The following is a 20,971-nucleotide window of genomic DNA, read 5'->3' on the forward strand; positions in this document are numbered from 1 at the left end:
GTTATCATTTTCAGAGAAGATACAAAAGAGGACAAAGAGATTTTCGGCAGTTACTCTCAAGAACTGCAAACCGGGATAAACTGGGAAGAATATAGAGAGACCGTTAAAAGACACCCTAAGGAAAGGTTGAAGAAACTCATCTGATTATGGAAGTCGTGTATCGTTCGATCTTTAGACGAGAGAAAATCACTGCTGCTACTACGACTAATTATTGTACCGATCGTAAGAAACTACGAAAAATCTCTTTTACATAATTTCTTACGCAAATGAAAAAACCTTGCAACTGCAAGGTTTTAATGAATGATATTTTTAAAAGAGTAATTCACTATTGAATAACAATGTCCATAAAAGGGTAAGTATTATCAAATGGTGTCAAATATATTTCTACTCTTTGCTGATAAATTTCAGATGACAAGAAGATTATATTTATTCTTGATACATAGTATGGAATTTCCTCATGAGTATCGGATTCAATATGAATAACATCGTTTTGTTGCGGAATAGAAGGGAGGTATTCATAATCACTAGTCTTAAAAAGCTCACTCTTTGGTGATCTATCGTAGTAAAAATCAATTTTTGTTTTTTTCATAATTGCAATCTAGATATTTCGTTCGAAGTTAATACACTACTTATATAAGATTAACGCATCCTGAATGTTATTTTTATGAAAGAGAATTACTAAAAACTTCAGTCTTGTCAAACATCTAAGATAGATTATTGGTTAGTTAGCTGAATTTATTAGTATCAGTATCTCATTAAAACGGGATATATACTTTCCCTGAAATTTGATAAAATCCCTTTTCGACCTTCCGGAAAAAACGATAGGCTGTTCGGATCTATAGTTTGTCTTAAAATCAGAATTCTCTGACATTAATTCATTTAGGTCTTTTTTAAACGGATCTAGCTGATATATATCTATTTTATGAACCGTTTTTACTACATCAAGCAGATCCTTGACTTTAATATTCATCAGCTTAAACCATGGAAGAATTTCATTTGGCAGCAATACTCCCTTATCAATATTTATAAAAAACAGTCTATAATCATTCCTGATTTCTTTTAAATCTTGAATAAAATGGTCCTTTAAAACCCTTTTATTGTTAATCTTGTTTTGGATAGCTATTACAATCCACCACGCAAATAGTAGATTAGCTATAATTCCTAGTAGGTCAATCCAGTTCGATGTATCTAGACACATTAGAAACTTTACCATTGCTTTTTAATTGGTACCTGATTTACTAGTCTGTACCAAGGTTCATGATTTTTGGTCACTATGGGCTTTTCCTCTACTTGTCTTCTTTTTTCCCATTGCAAAAATGTCTTTTCCTCAATCATATCTTTCCAATGAGGTTCCTCGTCAGATATAATTTCTATGTTGCTTTTTACTACATTTAAAGTAAAATCATAAACTAAATTCCCGAAAGCTTCGTCTAAAAATGATGAAGCATATCCTCCGGTCCCATCAAGGTTAATTATTAATTTCTCCTTTTTATCATAAGATTCCTTAAATCCGTTGTTTAAATGGTCATGATAAAATTCTTCACCAGAAAATTCACTTATTGAACAATTGCGCAATCCGGGATATTCCGTAAAATCATTTAATACACTAATTGTCATAGTTGTCTTTATAAGTCTTAACAATACATTCTTTAGTCATTTCCCAATGGTACATTGTGCCTTTAAATTTAGGAGAATTATTGTTAAATGCTCTAGAAATACTACTATTTTGAAAGTGTAAAAGTACATCATTTGTTAGCACAATCAAATTTAATATCGTTCCGTTGTCGGAGTATTCACGAACAGCAGGTAGCCCTTTATTTCTATTCAACTCTTGAGTAGTTGACCCATACTTTTGCTTGAAAGCACCCCTCAAAACTTCTACATTATCGTTAAACATAAGTATGTCAGCAAACGCAACTTTAAATTTTTTGTGTAAGGTTTCTAATATTCCCTTTCCGATATCAGTGACTGTGAACACAACTTTATCTTTCTCATATTTGACTCCCAATAGCCATTGTTTTTTTTCCGTACAAGCGTGTTCTATAGAGTTACCACAAATTTCAAGCAAAATAGTTTTGACTGGCTTAAAATGTTTCGATTCGCCAGTAAGATAATAAACCACATTTTTGATTAAATCACCTATACGCATATTATCATTTTTTGATAAAACTCCTGTTCCTTTTTCGAAGAATATCAGATTTGACTTTTGACTACTAGCAAATCGCTTTTTTTTCGTAGTAAACATGTGATCAAGAAAACCGGACTCTATCATAAACGCTTTACACTCTTCTTTTACTGGGAAATCTCCGTGTAATACTATCTGGTTTATTTTTAAACTGTCACTTATTGATAAAAATACACTTATTGTGGCATAGTCTATCTTTTGAACATTTCTTAGAGATATCTTTACAATTTTAACATTACTAGTTATAACCGCATTATTTGGGTTTCTTATGCTCTTAAAAAAAGCAAGACAACCTTCTGGATTTTCAATCAATCTAAAATCTTCTGGCGCAAGAATTAAACCAGACTTGTCTCGAGTAGATTGTGTGTCTTGTTTTACTATACCGTTAATTATTCCATAATGACAATTTTTTCGTGCTTTTTTCTTTCTTGATAATTTAACAATTCGTCTTTTGTGCCATAATTTATACTTTGAGACTGTGTAAATTTTCTTCATCCAATAAGGCTTAAAGGCTAAATGTATATATTAAATAGTGATAATCTGATAAAGAAAATAATCCCTTCTAAAAAAAACTATATTAATACTCCAGCCATTAAGCTAATCAAATTATATAAAACTACTATTCGTAGTAAATACGATATTCCATTTATAGCAATGTAACTTAGAATTCTCGTCTTTTTAACAGTCCGATTTTTAAGAAGGCTTACAATCCCCCTTGTATCATCCTTCCTTTGCAGCTCACAAAGCAGACGCTATGTCTACATCATAATCGACGGTAAAATGAAATACCAGAACATCCTAAACATCAAAAGCATTGAATATCTTTATGGTAGATTATACCCATACCAAAAGATCAAATCAGCTACACTAATAGTTTAATCTTTTGCTCTAATTTAGTTCAGTATCTTCAAAAAGCAATTCCCTCGATACCTTTAGATTTTCGCAAGCCCATCATACTGTAATTTTAAGTCTAACAAGGCGCATACTTTTCCGTTGTTCGATTGGGTCAGTCAGTTTTTTTATTCTAGCCTCGTTAGACTCGTTTAATAGTGCAATGACCTTTGACTGTACCTCATCAACAATGCTCCAATCTTTTTCGATATAAATGTCTGTGGTTTTGTTGCCGTGATCTACGTGATTAAGCGCTAGTCCAACATCATCCTTGCTCATACGGCATTTGTTACGGCCAAGGTTGGCGAATGTATGTCGTGCCCAATAGAAAGTTATACCAAATAACTCTGCCCTTTCACTAACAGCCTTAAGTCCCTCATTGATCGCTCTGTCTAGATTCTCAAAGCTGTTATACCTAATATGCAATTTTTCAAGATACTTATCCAAAAGTGGTTTCGCCTCTTTTACCAACTTAATACTAATAAAGGCCCGATCTGATCTTCGGATAGTTTTACTTCTGTTATACTCAACACGTCCCTTTATGATATTAGATGCTCGTAAATTGTACAGATCAACCGCGTTCATACCACATAGGTAAAAAGAAAGCATAAAAAGGTCTTGTGCTAACTCCGCCCTGCTGTCTTTTGGCACTTTACAATCACGGATCGCTTTCATCTGTTCAACCGTCAGGTTCCGTTTCCTTGTTTCCGGGGCATCAACAATTTTGTAATTATCGAAAGGACAATACGGTATCCTATTCTCGCCGATTTGCGGTTTGTTATAAAATTTCATTGCCGCTTTAAACAGTATGCGTAAATCCCTGAAATGATTATGCACGGCTGCGTCACTCATGCCCTTTACTGTCCGGGTGATCAATTTCCCCTGATTCAAGCGCGTTAATTTTCTTTCAGCCCGTAAATACTTTTCATAAGCGGTCAGCATCCACTCATTGATTTCCAAAGGTGATAAAGTATTCCCTTTGAAATAATCCTTCAGGCTTAGTAGAACTGTATTTAATGTTCCTGCTGATCCTTTTCTTCCCTGGTTCTTTAAGGCTTCGATATGGTCACTGCAAAACTTAAAGAAATCCATCGGCTCGTTCTTATCCCTTAAATGGTTCCTTAACGTTTCCGCATTAAAGAGTTCCAGTTTAGGCCCCAGGTTACTGATTGTGATTCGGTAATCATCGAGAGTCTTGTTCAGGATCTGCCTTAGGGTTGCATCCTTGAGGGTACTTTTTGCAGTGAGCTGCTTGTCAACAACAAAGTGGGGAGTATCGATGTATTTCTTTTCCCCTTTGTGCGCAACCCTGATTTTTACATTGTAAGTTCCATCTGCTTTTTTGTGGTGTTTGTGAATTTTAATACCTACAGTAGCCATGACATAATTTGTTGGGCGAAAAAGGTCAAATAGTTTTGTGCCCTATTTGTGCCCTTTTTTCGTGAAGTTTAACAAAAAGTTATGTAAAAGCTATCGGAACGGGACGTTCCTGACAGTTGGCTTAAATCCTAAAAAACTGCCTCTATAAACGAGAAAAGGCCTTTTTCTAAGCGAAAAAGACCTTTTTTGTTTTGTGGTACCACCTGGATTCGAACCAGGGACACAAGGATTTTCAGTCCTTTGCTCTACCGACTGAGCTATGGTACCCTATTCGTGTTTGGGTTTGCAAATATAGCATCTTTTTATTCTTATTATAGATAATTCTCACAATTGTCCTTTCAAACTTTAAAATTCAATTGTTCCCTCCTGATTATTAGAAAATTAAGTTTTTATTATTTTTTTAATCTACCCCTCATTACGGAGCAAATTGATCCCTTAAAACCCTTAGAATACCAAATTCCCTCCAAAAAGACTACCTCAACCCCGTCAATCATCCCTACCAAACACCACAAATAAATCTCAAAAACATCCAATAAACCCGAAACCAACCATGATCCAATTAACCACCTACATCCAATTGACAGACTCCCAACCTACAACCAACCTATAACCAGTTTACCCTTGACGCCACAGTGATGCCACGGTGAGGCCACGGTGAGGCCACCTTTTCCCGCTAAAACGTGGCGTCACTGTGGCCTCACTGTGGCGTCACACCTGCTTCAACGATAATCTGCCCTTAACCTATCCTCTCTCAAACCCTTATTTCCTAATACACAATTTTACCTCTACCAAATAATTACATCAACCCAAATTATGTACATTTACATTATGGAATTTTCACCAAATTCAAGAGTATGGATCTATCAATCCAACAGACCTTTTGCTCAAGAGGAGCAGAATAAAATAGAACAAACATTAGCCGAATTTACAACCCAATGGCAGGCTCATGGCGCACAATTAAAAGCGAAAGCCGAAATCCGCTATAACCGCTTCATTATACTCATGGTGGATGAAGTTCAGGCAAATGCTTCTGGTTGCTCTATTGATCGCTCTGCGGGCCTTATAAGGAATCTGGAAGCCGAGTATAAGGTTAGTCTCTTTGATCGCTTTAATATGGCTTATAAAACGAATAAGGAAGTGGTTTCCTGCAACCGCGATGAATTTGAGGTTCTACTAAATAATGGGATCATTAAACCGGAAACAATTGTATTCAACAACATGGTTCATACCAAAGCTGAATTAGATACAAATTGGGAAATTCCTTTTAATAAAAGCTGGCACGCACGCGTATTTGCCTAATCCGGCAATCGGATATACCTCATGTTCCGCATAATCACCCCTCTTTTATAATAAATATAATTTGTTGGATGCGCTGGCGTCCATTTTCTTGGATTGGGAAACACGGCTACTAAAAGTGCAGCCTGTCTTTTACTCATGCTTTCGGCAGACTTGGAATAATACTCCTGTGTTGCCGCTTCTGCCCCATAAATCCCATCACCCATCTCTATCACATTCAGATAAACTTCCAGGATCCGTTGCTTACTCCAGAATACTTCAATCAGCACCGTAAACCAGACTTCAAAGCCTTTACGTAACCAGGACCTACCTCCCCATAAAAATACATTCTTTGCTGTTTGCTGACTGATGGTGCTTCCCCCGCGGATAGGCTTACCGGCACGGTTCTTTAAATAGGCTTTTTGAATCGCATCAGCATCAAAACCCCAGTGGTGTACAAATCCTGCGTCTTCACCGGCGATGGCGGCTTTCTTCAGGTTGGTGGACAGCTCATCGTAGTCACGCCACGTTTTGTCAACCTTCCAACTTTTACCATCAAACTTACGCTCGATGCCTCTTTGAATCATCAAAGAAGTAAAAGGTGGATTAATAAAGCGATATATCAACACCCACAGCATACTCAGAGCCAGAAACCAGAGAGAGGCTCTTTTTAAATACGTTAGAATGCTGATGAAAAGAGAACGACTCCCCTTTCCTGTTGATTTACTTTTTTTACGCGCCATTATTTTACAAAAAAAGGCGCCCTGTTATGGAGCGCCCTTTCATTATCTTTAAAATTAACTTATTCAGCGATCACTTCAAAAGGAACCTGAACCTTCACTTCTTTATGAAGATTTAAGTTAGCAACATATTCGCCAACAAATTTAGGTTCTGATTCGAATGTGATACGACGACGGTCTACTTCAAATCCTAGTTTTTTCAATGCTTCTGCTACCTGAATGGTATTTACTGCACCAAAGATCTTTCCGCTTTCACCAGCCTTAGCGCCGATACTTAATTTAACTCCTTCTAACCGTTCGGCTACAGCAAGAGCGTCATTTTTGATCTTCTCTTGTTTGAACTGTGCTTGTTTCAGGTTTTCTGCAAGAACTTTCTTAGCAGATGAAGTAGCCATAATTCCGAATCCCTTAGGAATAAGGAAATTACGTCCGTAACCTGGCTTAACGCTTACAATATCGTCTTTCTCGCCTAGGTTCTTAATATCTTGTTTTAAAATGATTTCCATGCTGATCTACCTCTCTTATTTTATTGAATCAGTAACATAAGGTAATATACCAATATGGCGTGCACGTTTAACTGCTTGCGCAACTTTACGCTGAAACTTCAATGATGTTCCTGTTAAACGACGTGGTAATACTTTACCCTGGTCATTGATGAACTTCAAAAGAAAATTTCCGTCCTTATAATCAATATATTTGATACCGTTCTTTTTGAAACGGCAATATTTCTTACGTGTATCCTCTACTTTAGGGGCTGTTACGTATTGAATTTGTTCTCTTGCCATTATTTTGAAGCGTTCTCGGTTTGATTATCAGTTTTCGGTTTCTTCAGGAATGCTCCACTATGTTTCTTTAAATTGTACGCAATAGCATGTTTGTCTAAAGAAATCGTAAGGAAACGCATAACTCGTTCGTCACGTCTAAGCTCAACCTCCAGTTTGTTAATTAAGTCACCCGGGGCCTTGTATTCAGTTAGGTGATAGTATCCTGTTGTTTTCTTTTCAATAGGATACGCAAGTTTCTTCAAACCCCAATTATCCTCATGGATAATTTCGGCTCCGTTACCTGTTAGAAGACCACTGATTTTGGTTAAAACCTCTTTCACTGCCTCTTCTGATAACAACGGGGTAAGAATGATTACTGTTTCGTACTGTTGCATTTTATTTAATTATCAATTATTTACCCTCTTTATAAGGGATTGCAAATGTAGCAGATTCAATTTAAAAAAACAAATTTCATGTACATTACTCTTATCCTTGCACATCAACTCCCTTCTGCTTATCTTAGTGGCGATGGATAATTTCTTAGTATCGGCTAGAAAATATAGACCAACAACGTTCGAAAGCGTTGTGGGTCAGTTACATATAACCAATACGCTTAAAAATGCCATTAAAAATAATCAGCTAGCACAGGCCTTTTTATTCTGTGGTCCACGTGGTGTAGGCAAAACTACCTGCGCCCGAATTCTTGCAAAGACCATTAATTGTGAAAATTTAAGTGCCGAAACTGAGGCTTGCGGGGTTTGTCCGTCTTGCCGGGCCTTCCTGAATGGTAATTCTTTTAATGTACATGAGCTGGATGCGGCATCGAATAACTCGGTGGATGATATCCGGAGTCTGACGGAACAGGTCAGGATTCCACCACAAGCTGGCCGGTACAAGATCTATATTATTGATGAGGTTCACATGTTATCTCAGGCGGCTTTTAATGCTTTTTTGAAAACACTGGAAGAACCTCCTTCCTACGCGATCTTTATTCTCGCCACTACAGAGAAACATAAAATCCTTCCTACTATATTATCAAGGTGTCAGATCTTTGACTTTAACCGGATCAAGGTGGATGATATGGCTCATCACCTGGCGGGCATTGCGAAAAAGGAAAATGTGACTTATGATGCGGATGGACTGCATGTGATTGCGCAAAAGGCGGATGGCGGACTGCGTGATGCCCTGTCTATGTTCGATCAGATTGTCAGCTTTTCTAACCGGAACATCACCTATAAGGCGGTTATTGATAACCTCAACATCCTTGATTACGACTATTATTTTAAAGTGACGGATCATTTACTGAATGAGGATATCGCTTCTACCCTGCTTGTTTTTGATGAGATCCTCGTGAATGGTTTTGATGGTAATAATTTCATCACCGGACTGGCTTCTCATTTTAGAAATCTGTTGGTTGGAAAAGATACAGCTACTTTAAAACTTTTGGAAGTGAGTGAGGGAATCAGGAACCGGTATATGGAACAGTGTAAAAAAACATCTGCTTCTTTTCTGCTTACCGGTTTAAATATTGCCAATCAATGTGATCTGAATTATCGGAACAGTAAAAACCAGCGTTTGCAGGTGGAAATCTCACTGATTAAGATCTGTCATATTACTTCTGCTTTAAATCTGGCTAATACTGCTCCTGATGAGGTTGTAAAAAAAAAACCTAATCCCGTCATAGGTAATGCTGCTGCTCTTCCGGCTCAAACACCTGTAAAACAGCCTAATGCTGTCGTTCAGACACCTTCAACACCGACAATTCCAGCTTATCCAGCACCTGCTATACCAACAATACCGGTTATACAGATGCCTGTTGCAGCAGTACAGGTCCAGAATGATGCTGCACCTGCAACTTTTCAGGCTGCACCTCCTGCCAAGCCTAAAATTCTGATTAAAAAACTGCTGAACAATGGGTCGCTCATTCCAAATCTGAATGATCTGGCAAGCACTTCGGTGGCTGGGGAAGATAATGCACCTCAGTATGTTTCGGGCGACATGAAAGAGCATTTTAGCTCCGAAGATCTATTGCTGGCATGGAATAAATATGCTCAGGATATTCTGAAAGAGAATAAGATGAGCATATATACTTTAATGCATGCAAATGAACCCGTTTTAAAGGATAACTTCCAGGTGGAGGTGATTGTAGACAATCGGATCCAGGAAAACCTGCTCGTTCATGAAAAGGTTGATCTGCTTAACCGCTTAAGGGTTGAACTTCAAAATTTCAAAATTGACCTGATCGTCCGTTATGTAGAAAAAAATGAGAAGAAACAGTTGTATACTTCTCATGATAAATACCAGCACCTGGTTGCTAAAAACCCAAATCTGGATGATCTCCGTAAACGATTCAACCTTGATCTGAGCTAATCTGCTGCTTATAAAAAGTTCCCGTCTTTACCTGGATCAACGTCATTCTTTGGGTATCCTTCTTCATCGAGGTCGCCTCTTCCGTCTTCCGGTGTTTCCGCCAGCTCTTCGTCTAATTTATCCAGTTCCACTATTTTGCCACTGTCTACGTGCATGCCATATTCATCTATTTCATCTGGTTCATCATCATTGGCACGGTCGTATTCGTCATTCGCAGTAGGGTTGGCTTCATCAAAATCTGAATCCGAATCGCTTCCATTCTTTACAGCGGTGAAGTATGGATCGGGATGTACATAATCAGGATCATCACTTTCCACATCTATTTCATAACTTCCTTCTTCCTCGTCATATTTAAGATCTTCCTTATCTACTGTAGACCCTAATTCGTCTTTTATTTTCTTGTCCCTATTGCTGTTATCGTCGTTTAATTCCGGATAGGGTGTATTTTCGTTACTCATGATCTGTAGGTTTTATACTTATTATAGCAATTGAAAAGGTTAAATGTTTGTCATCAAATACTTTTGAAGCTTCATACATCCGCCTCTTTATTCAATTTTTATATATTTGTGTATCTGAACAAATTACTCAAACAAACTCAAATATGTCAGTGCAGAAAATTAAAGTTGTTAATTCAATAGTAGAACTAGACGGGGACGAAATGACCCGCATCATATGGAAGTTTATTAAAGATAAACTAATCCTTCCTTATCTTGATCTTGACATCAAATATTATGATCTGGGTATTGAACACCGTGATGAAACCAATGACCAGGTTACTATTGATGCTGCAAATGCAATCAAGGAACATGGTGTTGGAATTAAATGTGCTACGATCACTCCTGATGAACAACGCGTTGAAGAATTTAAACTGAAACAAATGTGGAGGTCTCCAAACGGGACTGTACGTAATATTCTGGATGGTACCGTATTTCGTGAGCCTATTTTGATGAATAATGTACCACGTTTGGTTCCAAACTGGACCGCTCCTATTTGCATTGGTCGTCATGCTTTTGGTGATCAATACCGTGCTACAGATTTCCGGACTAAGGGAAAAGGGAAGTTAACGATTACTTTTACTCCTGAAGATGGTTCTGAAGTGCAGTCTTACGATGTGTATAATTTTACAAGCGACGGTGTGGCCCTTGCCATGTACAATACAGATGAATCGATCACTGGTTTCGCCCGTGCTTGTTTCAATCAGGCTTTAATGAAGAAATGGCCTTTATATCTTTCTACAAAGAACACGATCCTGAAAAAATATGATGGTCGTTTTAAGGATATCTTCCAGGATATTTACGAGCAGGAATTTAAAGCGGAATTTGCTGCAGCCGGTATCACTTATGAACACCGTCTGATTGACGATATGGTTGCTTCCGCTTTGAAATGGAATGGAAATTTTGTTTGGGCATGTAAAAACTATGATGGCGACGTACAGTCGGATACGGTTGCTCAGGGATTCGGGTCGTTAGGTCTGATGACTTCTGTGCTGATCACTCCAGATGGAAAAACAATGGAAGCTGAGGCGGCACACGGTACAGTGACCCGTCATTTCCGCGAACATCAAAAGGGAAACCCTACTTCTACTAATCCTATTGCTTCTATCTTCGCATGGACAAGAGGTTTGGAATTCCGTGGTAAATTGGATGGTAACGACGAATTGATTAAATTCTGTCATGCTTTAGAGCAGGTTTGTATCGAAACTGTTGAAAGTGGTAAGATGACCAAGGATTTGGCTATCACCATCAAACCTAAAGTAGAGCATGGAACAGATTACTTGTATACTGAGGAATTTTTGGATGCAATTGATCAGAATTTACAAGCTAAACTGGCATAAGCTAAAGCAAGTTTAGGATATTTATTAATAATTGGTTAGGAAAAGGCTGGGTCGTAAAGATTTAGCCTTTTTTATGCCCTAATTTTCTTATCTTTGAAGTCCTAAATTATAAAAAAGCATGCCTGAAAGTGTCCGTCATTATTTCTTTTCTGTTCTGGTCTTTATCTGCCTGATGGGCTCCGCTCCTGTATTTGCGCAAAGTATAGATGCTGTAATTTCATCAGAAATGAGTGATTTTAAAAACAGGACGATTCATTCGAATTTAACGACTAAAGTAATCGATGCGACTCCGGATCAGGAATTGGTACAGGTAGTCAAGGACAATTTATTGTCGAAGATGAAGAAAAGCATGAAGAATGAAGACCAGGTTTTCAGTATGCTATCCGAACCCAGGCAAGCGATCTATACCATCTGGCAGGTAGAAGCAGAAGTCAACAATGGGGGCTTTAAACAATTGTTTTCTAGCCCTGCCCTCAAGTTTGCTGTTCATGCACAAAAGTCTTTTAACTCCATACGGGCTCCTCGTTTTGCTAAATTACTTGCTGAAGTGGTAGAAAAAGAGGAAAACGGACAAATTTCTGATCAATTTACCTCGTTTGATGAAGCATTTTTTGCTTTATACGACCAAGAGGATCTACAAAAACTCAAAATTGCCTATATTCGGCATAATAAAAATGAGTTTATTGACAATTAAGTTACCTTTTGAAACAAGCTAAATCCTCAATCCTTCTTGTAATAATTGCTTTCGCTACTGTTTATATAGTGTGGGGCTCTACTTATTTCTTTATTCAAAAAGCAGTACTTCATATCCCTCCTTTTATTATGGGCTCGATCCGGTTTATGATAGCCGGAGGAATCATGTTATCCTGGAGTGCCATGAAAGGGGAAAAGATTTTTCGCAAAGATTTGATTCGATCTGCCGGCATTAGTGGGTTATTGTTGCTCTTTGTTGGAAATGGCTGTGTGATCTGGGTGGAACAATATATTCCAAGTGGTATGGTGGCTATCATGGTTTCTTCTGCTCCACTTTGGTTTGTGCTCTTTGATAAGCCTAACTGGGGAGCTAATTTCAGAAGTCTGCATACTATCCTCGGTCTGGTAATCGGTTTCGCCGGAGTAATTCTTCTTTTTTGGAACCAGGTGGGTGAATTATTTAGTAAGCATGACCTGACTAATTTGCCAGCTCTAATTATGTTGCTCATTGGCTCAATGGCCTGGTCTGCCGGCTCCTTGTATTCCAAGTATTATTCGACCTCCGGATCTGCAATTGTAAATACCGGCTGGCAGATGATGATTGCGGGTTTGGCTTTTGTTCCGGGAACATTCATTTTGCAGGAATGGAAGACGGTGGTTTGGGAAAGTATCCCAACTGAATCATGGCTATCGTTACTTTACCTGATTTTAATGGGTTCTATTGCGGCATTTAGTGCCTACATATGGCTGCTACAAGTGCGACCGGCTACACAAGTGAGTACCTATGCGTATGTCAATCCTGTTATTGCTGTGTTACTGGGTGTGTTTTTTGCGCATGAAAAAGTTTCCTTTATCCAGATCTTAGGCTTGGCAATAATACTGGGAAGTGTGCTGCTCATTAATCTTTCCCGATACCGGCAGGGCAAAAAAAAACTGTCCTGATTAAATCAGAACAGCCTTAAACTTTTTATAAAATGCTTTTACACGGATGCATCACGAATAGTTTGATCTTCTTGTAGTTTAACTACATTGTTGGAATCACCAAAGTTTTCTGTTTTGTCTGCAAAATAATCCATTATACCTTTAATGGTATCCAGATTATCTGCTGTACGCTGGTGAACATCGGGTAAATCTTTTTCAAGTTTTTTATCACCTAATTCAATGTTGTCTACTTCGATCTTGGCGATCTTTTGAATAACTGCCTGCTGACTGTTTTTCAGATCTTCCAATTCTCTAACTATCTTCTCCATCAAATTGAACTTTTTCAACTTATCCATAACTGTATTTTTTTATTGATTTGCTTCTATACATTAAAGCAATAACTCTGCCGAAATGATTTTGAAGCGCAATTACCCTTAACAAAGGATAAAACAGGTTAATTTACTAGACAATCGTATCGATAAGAATACAATTAAATTGCTTGTGCCTTTTTCTGAAGCCATAATAAATCTTCGGCATCCAGGAATGGACTTAATTTAGCTACTACCTTTTCATTGTAGGCATTTAACCATTTTACATGTTTTGCTTCGAGTAAGGATTGATCAACAAGGCTGGTATCGATAAGAAACTGGGTCAGGGTTTCGAAGGTATAAAATTCACCAAACTCTGTTTCCTCATCTTTTACGGTCAGCACCAGGTTTTCAATCCTGATTCCGTATCGTAATGGACGGTATAAACCGGGTTCCACAGAGGTGATCATACCAAGATCTATTTCTACTGTACTGTTAGATGCGTTGAATACTTGCGGACCTTCATGCACGTTGAGAAAATAGCCAATTCCATGACCTGTACCATGTCCGTAATTCCGGGCAAAGTCCCATAACGGTTTACGGGTGATGGCATCAATCTGGTAACCTTTAGAGCCTTTTGGAAAACGGGCGGTTGATCCTTCAATCATTGCCCGAAGTACCAATGTGTAGTCGGTTTTTTCTTCCTGACTTAAATTACCTAATGAAATGACACGGGTAATATCGGTTGTCCCGCGCAGGTATTGTCCACCAGAATCAAGTAAAAACAATCCTGTTTGCAACAAGGGAACATCGCTTTCGGGTGTAGCCTTGTAATGAGGCAGTGCACCATGTGCGGCATAACCGGCAATGGTATCAAAACTTTCGCCAACAAAACCTTCTTGTTCTGCCCGGAAAGCATAGAGCTTTTCTGCAACTGATATTTCTGTTAAGGTTGCCTGATCCGGATTAGTTTCCATCCACCGGAAGAAACGGGTGAGCGCTACACCATCCCGAACCATGGTCTGCCTGATATTAGCAATTTCCACTTCATTCTTAACAGCCTTAAAATTGGTACTTGGATTGGTATCCTGTACAATTTTAACACCGGCGGGAATGATTTGGTAAAGGGCATTGCAGGTTTTCTTTGGATCGATGAGGATACTACTGGTCTTAGGGATGGATTGGATTTGTTCGTTTACATCGACATAGGGCCATACTTCTACTCCCCAGCTTTTCAATGTAGACTGGTCTGCACTGGAAAGTTTGGCTGCATCAATATACAAGCGCGTTTCGTCCGGACTGATTAAAGCAAAGCCGAGCGTAACGGGATTGCATTTTACATCTGCTCCACGGATATTAAATACCCAGGCTACATCGTCAAGAGAAGAAATGAGATGATAAGCGGAACGTTTCTTTTTTAGCACTTCGCGAATGCGCTGCAGTTTGGAAGGAACAGACTCTCCGGTAATTTCCTCGTTTAACAGGAACGCTGCTGATGCTGGAAGCTCGGGACGGTTTGTCCAGATATCTGTTAAATAATCTTTATTTTCAGCTACGCCGATGTCCGCAAGATCTAATCCTTCGGCAATCATTTGGGCCAGCTGAACAGAGATGAGGTTAGAGTCGAAGCCAACAACTGCACCACTCTTGAGACATTCGGTCAGCCAGGTGATATATTCAGGAGTAGCTTGTGCTATTAGTTTCACTAATTCAAAACCACTATTTTCTAATTGTTCTGCGGCCTGAACGAAATACCGGGCATCTGTCCAGAGTCCTGCAAATTCTTGTGTGATCACTAAAGTTCCAGCCGAGCCGGTAAAACCTGAAGTAAAATAAATACATTTATAGCGGTCCGGAAGATATTCGCTGATATGTGGGTCAGCGGATGGAATTATATAGGCGTCTACCCGGTCGTCGCGCATTTGGCGACGTATTCCTGAAAGTTTTTCCTGATATGTCATTTTGAAAAGATTAAAGTTTGCAATTTACAAACTCATTAGCTCTTTGAATGTATCAAAGAAGGAAAACTTTCATTTAACGGTTAGCTGACGAAGTTATCAGACTTATAAAGAAAAGAATATGATTAAACAGTATGCGAATAAAGCAGAACATGGTTATGACTGGATCGATTTAACAGATCCTGAAGATGCTGAATTACGTGATGTAGCAAAAAATTACAATTTACATGAAGCCTTGGTTCATGATTGTTTGCAGCCCGGACATTTGCCTAAGTACGAATCGTTGGAAGCTTATGCCTTTATCATTTCCAGAGTTTATACTGATATTGATATGCTGGAGGCGGATACCGTTCAGGAGCTCACCAATAAAGTCGCTTTCTTTTATGCAGACAGCTTTTTTATTACCATCCACCGGAAAGATCAGCCATTTTTGAATAAATTGGCTTGTCTGGACCGCACAAAAGGTTTAAAAAACACCCATCAGCTTTTGAATACCGTAGTTCGGGCTTGTTTGATGACGTATGAAGAGCCTTCTAATAAGCTGGCTAAGTCCATCGACTATTATGAAGAACAAGTATTTTTAAATACTAGAAAGATTCCGCTGCTAAAGGGACTCTATTATTTGAGGAGAAAGATTGATTTGCTCAGGCGAATGCTAATTCTTTCTTTAGATACGATAGAAAACATTGATGATGACAGAGGGAATGTAAACACACGGGACACACGAGATTTATATGTAAAGCTTACCACGATATATGATAGTTTGAATGATAATATCAATCAGCTGCTGACTACTTATTTCTCTACTTCCTCTCAACGGACCAATGAGACCATGCGGGTACTGACTATTTTCTCCGTGTTCTTTATGCCGCTGACCTTTATTGTGGGCATCTATGGTATGAACTTTAAGTTTATGCCTGAGCTGGAACATCCCCTTGGATATCCATTGGTTTTAGTTGTGATGGCGGTCATCACAATTGGCATTTATTTTTGGTTTAAACGAAAAGGCTGGTTATAAACCGCTTATCGTTTAAACCTAATTTTAGCTAGACACTAAAGCCTTTAAGTTGCTCTGCAATTCTTGACTGAAGGTCTTCTTCAATATTAGTCGTATTGGTATCAATGGCAAATGATCCGTTCTTGTCATCTTTGAAAGTGGCAATCAAGGTCTCTTTATCATATACTTCATAATATTGGGCTTTTCGATCTGTTTTAACATCATAGTCAGCAAATGTGCCATCCTTTAACATTACCTGCATATTAAACTGTTCCATATTTTCTTTTTTTAACAACAACCTCCTTATCGGATTAATGTTTGTTTTGAAATTTTTCTGATTGGTGTACCCCTAGTGGGTCGTATTGAAATAATGATGTACTGAAAAAACAACATGTGTTTTGAAGCTTTTAAAATTCATTCAAAGGATAAGGCTTTGGAGAAATTTAGTTATTCATTATCAGGAACTTAAATAGAATTTTTACAGCGTTTTATATTTTGGCATGTTTTTGGAATATAGTCTTGTATAAATTTAAACCAAACATCATGAAAAAGATAACATCTACTACAAACATCAGCAAATTGACACAAGATTTTGATATTGAATTAATGGAGATCTTAAAATCAGAAGTTAGAAAATTCAAAACTATTAAAACATATAATAACCTGCGCAATTCTATAATTCAAGCAGCCTAATTTGACTATTGCATAAAAATTTCATGTACCTATGAAAAATGAAAAAAGGGAACTTCTTACGAAATTCCCTTTTTTTTATGTGCAATAAACCAGGTTTAAAGTGTCTTCCGATGGAAAGACTGCGGTTTTTCTCTTGGCTTAAAACTTCTTTTCTTTGCAGCTGCGGCTAAATTAATTTTTGTTTTCGCTCTTTTAACAGAAGAAGCATCCATTAGTTTATTAAAAAACATCGGGTAAGGATGATCTTCAACCAATGGAATATCCTGTTGAGTAAGTTTTAAGATATCATGCAGGAACGGGCGATCTTCTTCATCACAGAATGACCATGCTGTTCCGCTTGCTCCTGCTCTACCTGTACGTCCGATCCGGTGAACATAAGTTTCCGGAACATTAGGAAGGTCGAAGTTGATTACATTTTTCAGTTCATCTACATCAATACCACGTGCTGCGATATCTGTTGCCACTAATACACGCAACGTTCCGGCTTTAAAACTTGTTAATGCACGTTGACGGGCATTTTGAGATTTATTTCCATGAATAGCTTCAGCATTGATGCTTGCTCTTTCAAGTACTTTTACCAGTTTATCAGCTCCATGTTTGGTTTTGGTAAACACCAAAACGTTCTCGATGGATTTATCCTGTAAAAGATGGATGAGTAGATTGGGTTTGTTTTTCTTTTCCACAGAATAGATTGCTTGCGTAATCTTTTCCACTGTAGAAGATACCGGGGATACCTCTACCCTTACCGGGTTTGATAAAATGGTATTCGCCAGGTTTGAGATCTCAGAAGGCATGGTAGCTGAAAAGAACAGGGTTTGTCTTTTAACCGGGATTTTAGAAATGATCTTTTTTACATCATTTACAAAACCCATATCCAACATGCGATCTGCCTCATCAAGGACAAATATTTGAATATGCTGCAAATTAACCAGACGTTGAGAAACAAGATCCAGAAGTCTTCCAGGTGTAGCAATTAAAACATCTACTCCTTTATTGATTTCTTCAACTTGTTTTCCTTGAGAAACACCACCGAATATAACAGCTTGTCTTAAAGCGGTAAATTTTCCGTAAGACTGAAAGCTTTCTTTAATTTGTATAGCAAGCTCGCGGGTAGGTGTAAGAATAAGTGCCCTGATGTCTCTACGGGTACTTTTCTGAATAGGTTGTGCACTTAATAGCTGTAACATGGGCAATGCGAACGCTGCCGTTTTTCCTGTTCCTGTTTGTGCGCAACCCAAAAGATCTTTTTGTTGTAAAACGATGGGAATAGCCTTTTCCTGGATAGGAGTTGGATGTGTATAACCTTCTGCACTCAGAGCTTTTAGAAGTGGCTCTATGAGATTTAATTCTTTAAATGACAAAATTGTTGATTTTTTTTTAATATGATGTATCGTATTTGCCCTCGAATACTTTGTTATATTACAGGAGCTTTCTGAATGAATAGTATGATTCAAAACAGTTTTTACGGTTCAAAGATACGAAATTATTACATCTTAACGATTAGAACTAAGCAACACTCTGAAAATGAGTCAATTTTAACAAAAGTAAGACAACTAATCATTTTTAATTATACTTGCGTTCATAAACCGACATACATAACATGGCAACATTATATCCGCTAAAGTTTAAAACTATATTTAAAGACAAGATCTGGGGTGGCGAAAAGATTCGTACCTACCTTGGAAAAGACTTCAGTCCGCTTCCAAATTGTGGTGAGACCTGGGAAGTATCAGGTGTAAAAAGTGATGTCTCTGTGGTACAGAATGGACCGCTTGAGGGACAAACCCTGGCGGCCTTACTGGAAACCCATCAGGAAGAATTGGTAGGCAAAAAAGTATACGAACGATTTGGCAATGAATTCCCTTTACTGATTAAGTTTATCGATGCCAATGAAGATCTCTCCATTCAGGTTCATCCGAATGATGAATTAGCTCGTAAAAGACATAATTCATTCGGAAAGACAGAGATGTGGTATATACTTCAGGCTGATGCTGGAGCTTCACTGATTGCCGGATTTAATCAGCCTTTGGATCAGGAGATCTATCTGGAAAAATTTAATAGTGGTCACCTGACAGACATCCTGAATAAGGAAGAAGCTAAAGCGGGCGATGTATTCTTTTTACCTGCAGGACGGGTTCATACTATCGGTAAAGGTTTACTGATTGCTGAGATCCAGCAGACTTCTGATATTACTTACCGGATCTATGATTTTGACCGTGTAGATGATAAGGGCAACAAACGGGAACTGCATACCGAAGAGGCTTTGGCCGCTATCGATTATAACTTTTATCCGGAATATAAGTCGCTTTATAAAGAAAAGCTGAATGAACCGGTAGAAGTGGTTACTTGTCCCTATTTCACGACTAATATCCTGGAATATACCGAATCTGTTTCCCGCGATTATACTACAAAGGATTCATTTGTGATCCATGTATGTGTTGCAGGATCTTATACCTTATTATATGGGGAAGAAAGTTTGAAGGTAAGTATGGGCGATTGCATTCTTATTCCGGCTTCTATTAACCGCGTAACTTTACATGCACAGAAAGGATTTAAAATATTAGAGTCTTATATATAAGACTCTAATATTTTTTTTTAGTTTTCTAAAGACTGGTAAACCAATGCTCTGAACTTATCGTGGACATCCCCTTTAAGCGGACTCTGTTGTGTAAAGATCAGGCATACCAGGTTTTTTACAGGATCTACCCAATAGGTCGTTCCAAAATATCCACCCCAGGCAAAGGATCCCTTAGATAACCCGAGCCTGGCTTGTCCACTTTCGGATGTAATTTGAAAGCCAAGGCCAAATTTATCGCCATTACGGAAACTGATGTCGTTGATTTGGTTACAGGTCATTAATTCGACTGTCCTTTTGGCCAGCAATTTCTTTCCATTATAGGAGCCGCCGTTCAGCAACATTTGCAAGAAGATGGCATAATCATTTATAGTGGAACTTAAACCTGCGCCACCGGAGAAGTAAGTACCGTTTGTTTTAGGATAATTGGCAGAGATTCCATTAGAATTTTCCCATTTTACTAATTTATTATCGGGAGAAAGTGTATAGATGGGTACAAGGCGCGCCTGTTTTCTTTAGGCAGGTAAAAATAGGTGTCATTCATCATTAGAGGGGTAAAGATCCTTTCCTTGAAAAATTCACTAAGGCTTTTTCCAGACACTACTTCGACAAGATAACCTAATACATCAACACTCAAACCGTAAGTAAAACGCGCACCAGGCTCATGCGCCAGGGGAAGAGTGCCCAATTTAGGTATGGCGTCCTTTAACAACAACCTGCCACTTTCAAATCCTACAGGAATTCCTGCTTTTGCATAGATCTGCTTCATATTGGCTGAACCTATAACGGCATAGTCAATTCCTGAAGTATGAGTGAGCAGATCTCTTATGGTAATTTCCCGTTTAGCCGGATGAGTAGTATAGTTGTCTACGGATATAAAGGTATCGAGTACGAGAGGTTTTGCAAAAGAAGGGATATATTTAGAAATGGGGTCATCCAGCAGGATCTTTCCTTCTTCAAAAAGCATCATTACTGCTACACTTGTTATGGCTTTGGTTTGGGAGGCAATCCGGAAGATATCCGTTTTCGCTAAGATTTTTTTGGTTTCGAAGTCACTGTACCCATATGATGAATTATACACTATTTTGCCATTACGTGCAATCAGGGCTATGGCACCATGCATATATTGTTTTTTGATACTGGTTTGTAATAAATTATCAATCCTTAGAAGTCGTTCTTTATCGACACCCTGGCTTGCCGGATCTGCAGTTGGTAAGGGTTGGGAAAAGGCTTGGAAAGAAATAAAGCTGAGCAATAATAATTTCCAAATAGTTTTTGATACTTTCATATTTACAAATACTGGTTTTGCATAATTGATAATAATTCACAATTTATGTTAAAAAATCAAACATTTAAGCTTTTTAACAATTATTGATTTGAACTAAAT

At 38.2% G+C, this 20,971-nt stretch carries 24 protein-coding genes and 1 tRNA gene; 8 read left to right on the top strand and 17 right to left on the bottom strand.

The window, feature by feature from the left end:
- Nucleotides 1–325: 325 nt before the first annotated feature.
- The 6 genes from ADIARSV_RS01310 to ADIARSV_RS01335 all read right to left on the bottom strand — a co-directional run bounded on the left by ADIARSV_RS01310 (nucleotide 326) and on the right by ADIARSV_RS01335 (nucleotide 4,723).
- Nucleotides 326–589: a hypothetical protein gene (locus ADIARSV_RS01310; RefSeq protein ID WP_040298699.1), complete on the bottom strand. Its 264-nt coding sequence runs from the start codon at nucleotides 587–589 to the stop codon at nucleotides 326–328.
- A 132-nt stretch (nucleotides 590–721) separates the two neighbouring features.
- Nucleotides 722–1,213, bottom strand: coding sequence for a hypothetical protein (locus ADIARSV_RS01315; protein ID WP_016193532.1), 492 nt, complete (start codon nucleotides 1,211–1,213; stop codon nucleotides 722–724).
- Nucleotides 1,207–1,617: an STAS-like domain-containing protein gene (locus ADIARSV_RS01320; RefSeq protein WP_016193533.1), complete on the bottom strand. Its 411-nt coding sequence runs from the start codon at nucleotides 1,615–1,617 to the stop codon at nucleotides 1,207–1,209. The genes ADIARSV_RS01315 and ADIARSV_RS01320 overlap by 7 nt, the downstream gene beginning before the upstream one ends.
- On the bottom strand, nucleotides 1,607–2,680 hold the full coding sequence (locus tag ADIARSV_RS01325; RefSeq protein WP_016193534.1) for an ATP-binding protein: 1,074 nt from the start codon (nucleotides 2,678–2,680) through the stop codon (nucleotides 1,607–1,609). Before ADIARSV_RS01325 ends, ADIARSV_RS01320 begins: the two co-directional genes overlap by 11 nt.
- A gap of 456 nt (nucleotides 2,681–3,136) precedes the next feature.
- Nucleotides 3,137–4,456, bottom strand: coding sequence for a tyrosine-type recombinase/integrase (locus tag ADIARSV_RS01330; protein ID WP_016193536.1), 1,320 nt, complete (start codon nucleotides 4,454–4,456; stop codon nucleotides 3,137–3,139).
- Nucleotides 4,457–4,650: 194 nt separating this feature from the next.
- Nucleotides 4,651–4,723, bottom strand: a tRNA-Phe gene (locus tag ADIARSV_RS01335).
- Between the two features lie 561 nt (nucleotides 4,724–5,284).
- Here ADIARSV_RS01335 and ADIARSV_RS01340 point away from each other — a divergent pair.
- The gene (locus ADIARSV_RS01340) at nucleotides 5,285–5,755 is read left to right on the top strand and encodes a hypothetical protein (protein ID WP_016193537.1); all 471 of its coding nucleotides are present in this window, start codon (nucleotides 5,285–5,287) and stop codon (nucleotides 5,753–5,755) included.
- On the opposite strand, the gene mtgA is transcribed toward ADIARSV_RS01340, so the two are convergent.
- From mtgA to rpsF, 4 genes are read right to left on the bottom strand one after another with little or no spacing between them, the layout of a single operon-like run.
- A complete protein-coding gene (gene mtgA / locus ADIARSV_RS01345; protein ID WP_016193538.1) occupies nucleotides 5,752–6,474 on the bottom strand; it encodes a monofunctional biosynthetic peptidoglycan transglycosylase in 723 nt (240 codons plus the stop codon). The two genes, ADIARSV_RS01340 and mtgA, sit on opposite strands and share 4 nt — an antisense overlap.
- A gap of 59 nt (nucleotides 6,475–6,533) precedes the next feature.
- Complete coding sequence (gene rplI, locus ADIARSV_RS01350) at nucleotides 6,534–6,977, bottom strand: 50S ribosomal protein L9 (RefSeq protein ID WP_016193539.1); 444 nt, start codon at nucleotides 6,975–6,977, stop codon at nucleotides 6,534–6,536.
- Between the two features lie 15 nt (nucleotides 6,978–6,992).
- Nucleotides 6,993–7,256, bottom strand: coding sequence for a 30S ribosomal protein S18 (gene rpsR / locus ADIARSV_RS01355; protein WP_016193540.1), 264 nt, complete (start codon nucleotides 7,254–7,256; stop codon nucleotides 6,993–6,995).
- On the bottom strand, nucleotides 7,256–7,630 hold the full coding sequence (gene rpsF, locus ADIARSV_RS01360; RefSeq protein ID WP_016193541.1) for a 30S ribosomal protein S6: 375 nt from the start codon (nucleotides 7,628–7,630) through the stop codon (nucleotides 7,256–7,258). Before rpsF ends, rpsR begins: the two co-directional genes overlap by 1 nt.
- Nucleotides 7,631–7,763: 133 nt before the next feature.
- Here rpsF and ADIARSV_RS01365 point away from each other — a divergent pair, with 133 nt between their 5' ends.
- Nucleotides 7,764–9,605, top strand: coding sequence for a DNA polymerase III subunit gamma/tau (locus tag ADIARSV_RS01365; protein WP_040298705.1), 1,842 nt, complete (start codon nucleotides 7,764–7,766; stop codon nucleotides 9,603–9,605).
- 8 nt (nucleotides 9,606–9,613) lie between these two features.
- On the opposite strand, the gene ADIARSV_RS01370 is transcribed toward ADIARSV_RS01365, so the two are convergent.
- On the bottom strand, nucleotides 9,614–10,063 hold the full coding sequence (locus tag ADIARSV_RS01370) for a hypothetical protein (protein ID WP_016193543.1): 450 nt from the start codon (nucleotides 10,061–10,063) through the stop codon (nucleotides 9,614–9,616).
- Between the two features lie 143 nt (nucleotides 10,064–10,206).
- Here ADIARSV_RS01370 and ADIARSV_RS01375 point away from each other — a divergent pair, with 143 nt between their 5' ends.
- The 3 genes from ADIARSV_RS01375 to ADIARSV_RS01385 all read left to right on the top strand — a co-directional run bounded on the left by ADIARSV_RS01375 (nucleotide 10,207) and on the right by ADIARSV_RS01385 (nucleotide 13,074).
- Nucleotides 10,207–11,439 (top strand): NADP-dependent isocitrate dehydrogenase, encoded by a 1,233-nt coding sequence (locus ADIARSV_RS01375; RefSeq protein ID WP_040298708.1) that lies wholly within the window; start codon nucleotides 10,207–10,209, stop codon nucleotides 11,437–11,439.
- A 118-nt stretch (nucleotides 11,440–11,557) separates the two neighbouring features.
- The gene (locus tag ADIARSV_RS01380; protein ID WP_040298709.1) at nucleotides 11,558–12,133 is read left to right on the top strand and encodes a DMP19 family protein; all 576 of its coding nucleotides are present in this window, start codon (nucleotides 11,558–11,560) and stop codon (nucleotides 12,131–12,133) included.
- Nucleotides 12,134–12,141: 8 nt separating this feature from the next.
- Nucleotides 12,142–13,074 carry an EamA family transporter gene (locus ADIARSV_RS01385; RefSeq protein WP_016193546.1) on the top strand — a complete coding sequence of 311 codons (933 nt, stop codon included), beginning with the start codon at nucleotides 12,142–12,144 and terminating at the stop codon, nucleotides 13,072–13,074.
- Nucleotides 13,075–13,112: 38 nt separating this feature from the next.
- Here ADIARSV_RS01385 and ADIARSV_RS01390 read toward each other — a convergent pair whose 3' ends face one another.
- Both ADIARSV_RS01390 and ADIARSV_RS01395 read right to left on the bottom strand, forming a co-directional pair.
- Complete coding sequence (locus tag ADIARSV_RS01390; RefSeq protein ID WP_016193547.1) at nucleotides 13,113–13,409, bottom strand: hypothetical protein; 297 nt, start codon at nucleotides 13,407–13,409, stop codon at nucleotides 13,113–13,115.
- A gap of 134 nt (nucleotides 13,410–13,543) precedes the next feature.
- A complete protein-coding gene (locus ADIARSV_RS01395) occupies nucleotides 13,544–15,322 on the bottom strand; it encodes an aminopeptidase P family protein (protein ID WP_016193548.1) in 1,779 nt (592 codons plus the stop codon).
- A gap of 118 nt (nucleotides 15,323–15,440) precedes the next feature.
- Here ADIARSV_RS01395 and ADIARSV_RS01400 point away from each other — a divergent pair, with 118 nt between their 5' ends.
- On the top strand, nucleotides 15,441–16,337 hold the full coding sequence (locus ADIARSV_RS01400; RefSeq protein ID WP_016193549.1) for a magnesium transporter CorA family protein: 897 nt from the start codon (nucleotides 15,441–15,443) through the stop codon (nucleotides 16,335–16,337).
- A 28-nt stretch (nucleotides 16,338–16,365) separates the two neighbouring features.
- On the opposite strand, the gene ADIARSV_RS01405 is transcribed toward ADIARSV_RS01400, so the two are convergent.
- Entirely contained in the window at nucleotides 16,366–16,593 is a 228-nt protein-coding gene (locus ADIARSV_RS01405) for a hypothetical protein (RefSeq protein ID WP_016193550.1), read from the bottom strand.
- A 266-nt stretch (nucleotides 16,594–16,859) separates the two neighbouring features.
- Between ADIARSV_RS01405 and ADIARSV_RS21755 the strand changes: the two genes are divergently transcribed.
- Nucleotides 16,860–17,009 carry a hypothetical protein gene (locus tag ADIARSV_RS21755; RefSeq protein WP_016193551.1) on the top strand — a complete coding sequence of 50 codons (150 nt, stop codon included), beginning with the start codon at nucleotides 16,860–16,862 and terminating at the stop codon, nucleotides 17,007–17,009.
- Nucleotides 17,010–17,104: 95 nt separating this feature from the next.
- Here the strand turns inward: ADIARSV_RS21755 and ADIARSV_RS01410 are convergent, their stop codons facing one another.
- A complete protein-coding gene (locus tag ADIARSV_RS01410) occupies nucleotides 17,105–18,370 on the bottom strand; it encodes a DEAD/DEAH box helicase (RefSeq protein ID WP_016193552.1) in 1,266 nt (421 codons plus the stop codon).
- 239 nt (nucleotides 18,371–18,609) lie between these two features.
- On the opposite strand from ADIARSV_RS01410, the gene ADIARSV_RS01415 reads away from it, so the two are divergent.
- Nucleotides 18,610–19,587 (top strand): type I phosphomannose isomerase catalytic subunit, encoded by a 978-nt coding sequence (locus tag ADIARSV_RS01415; RefSeq protein WP_016193553.1) that lies wholly within the window; start codon nucleotides 18,610–18,612, stop codon nucleotides 19,585–19,587.
- Between the two features lie 17 nt (nucleotides 19,588–19,604).
- On the opposite strand, the gene ADIARSV_RS22750 is transcribed toward ADIARSV_RS01415, so the two are convergent.
- Both ADIARSV_RS22750 and ADIARSV_RS22755 read right to left on the bottom strand, forming a co-directional pair.
- A complete protein-coding gene (locus ADIARSV_RS22750) occupies nucleotides 19,605–20,075 on the bottom strand; it encodes a serine hydrolase domain-containing protein (RefSeq protein WP_200864695.1) in 471 nt (156 codons plus the stop codon).
- The gene (locus ADIARSV_RS22755) at nucleotides 20,045–20,872 is read right to left on the bottom strand and encodes a serine hydrolase domain-containing protein (RefSeq protein WP_016193555.1); all 828 of its coding nucleotides are present in this window, start codon (nucleotides 20,870–20,872) and stop codon (nucleotides 20,045–20,047) included. The genes ADIARSV_RS22750 and ADIARSV_RS22755 overlap by 31 nt, the downstream gene beginning before the upstream one ends.
- Nucleotides 20,873–20,971 lie beyond the last annotated feature (99 nt).

Origin of the sequence: Arcticibacter svalbardensis MN12-7, from assembly GCF_000403135.1 — a bacterium.
GTDB classification, from domain to species: Bacteria; Bacteroidota; Bacteroidia; order Sphingobacteriales; family Sphingobacteriaceae; genus Arcticibacter; species Arcticibacter svalbardensis.

Coding starts and splice junctions, on each gene's coding strand:
- ADIARSV_RS22755 (WP_016193555.1), bottom strand. CDS start 20,872: ATGAAAGTATCAAAAACTATTTGGAAATTATTATTGCTCAGCTTTATT.
- rplI (WP_016193539.1), bottom strand. CDS start 6,977: ATGGAAATCATTTTAAAACAAGATATTAAGAACCTAGGCGAGAAAGAC.
- ADIARSV_RS01325 (WP_016193534.1), bottom strand. CDS start 2,680: ATGAAGAAAATTTACACAGTCTCAAAGTATAAATTATGGCACAAAAGA.
- ADIARSV_RS01330 (WP_016193536.1), bottom strand. CDS start 4,456: ATGGCTACTGTAGGTATTAAAATTCACAAACACCACAAAAAAGCAGAT.
- ADIARSV_RS01370 (WP_016193543.1), bottom strand. CDS start 10,063: ATGAGTAACGAAAATACACCCTATCCGGAATTAAACGACGATAACAGC.
- ADIARSV_RS01390 (WP_016193547.1), bottom strand. CDS start 13,409: ATGGATAAGTTGAAAAAGTTCAATTTGATGGAGAAGATAGTTAGAGAA.
- ADIARSV_RS01405 (WP_016193550.1), bottom strand. CDS start 16,593: ATGGAACAGTTTAATATGCAGGTAATGTTAAAGGATGGCACATTTGCT.
- ADIARSV_RS01400 (WP_016193549.1), top strand. CDS start 15,441: ATGATTAAACAGTATGCGAATAAAGCAGAACATGGTTATGACTGGATC.
- ADIARSV_RS01380 (WP_040298709.1), top strand. CDS start 11,558: ATGCCTGAAAGTGTCCGTCATTATTTCTTTTCTGTTCTGGTCTTTATC.
- ADIARSV_RS01315 (WP_016193532.1), bottom strand. CDS start 1,213: ATGGTAAAGTTTCTAATGTGTCTAGATACATCGAACTGGATTGACCTA.
- ADIARSV_RS01340 (WP_016193537.1), top strand. CDS start 5,285: ATGGAATTTTCACCAAATTCAAGAGTATGGATCTATCAATCCAACAGA.
- mtgA (WP_016193538.1), bottom strand. CDS start 6,474: ATGGCGCGTAAAAAAAGTAAATCAACAGGAAAGGGGAGTCGTTCTCTT.
- ADIARSV_RS01415 (WP_016193553.1), top strand. CDS start 18,610: ATGGCAACATTATATCCGCTAAAGTTTAAAACTATATTTAAAGACAAG.
- ADIARSV_RS01310 (WP_040298699.1), bottom strand. CDS start 589: ATGAAAAAAACAAAAATTGATTTTTACTACGATAGATCACCAAAGAGT.
- rpsR (WP_016193540.1), bottom strand. CDS start 7,256: ATGGCAAGAGAACAAATTCAATACGTAACAGCCCCTAAAGTAGAGGAT.
- ADIARSV_RS01395 (WP_016193548.1), bottom strand. CDS start 15,322: ATGACATATCAGGAAAAACTTTCAGGAATACGTCGCCAAATGCGCGAC.
- ADIARSV_RS01375 (WP_040298708.1), top strand. CDS start 10,207: ATGTCAGTGCAGAAAATTAAAGTTGTTAATTCAATAGTAGAACTAGAC.
- ADIARSV_RS01320 (WP_016193533.1), bottom strand. CDS start 1,617: ATGACAATTAGTGTATTAAATGATTTTACGGAATATCCCGGATTGCGC.
- rpsF (WP_016193541.1), bottom strand. CDS start 7,630: ATGCAACAGTACGAAACAGTAATCATTCTTACCCCGTTGTTATCAGAA.
- ADIARSV_RS21755 (WP_016193551.1), top strand. CDS start 16,860: ATGAAAAAGATAACATCTACTACAAACATCAGCAAATTGACACAAGAT.
- ADIARSV_RS01365 (WP_040298705.1), top strand. CDS start 7,764: ATGGATAATTTCTTAGTATCGGCTAGAAAATATAGACCAACAACGTTC.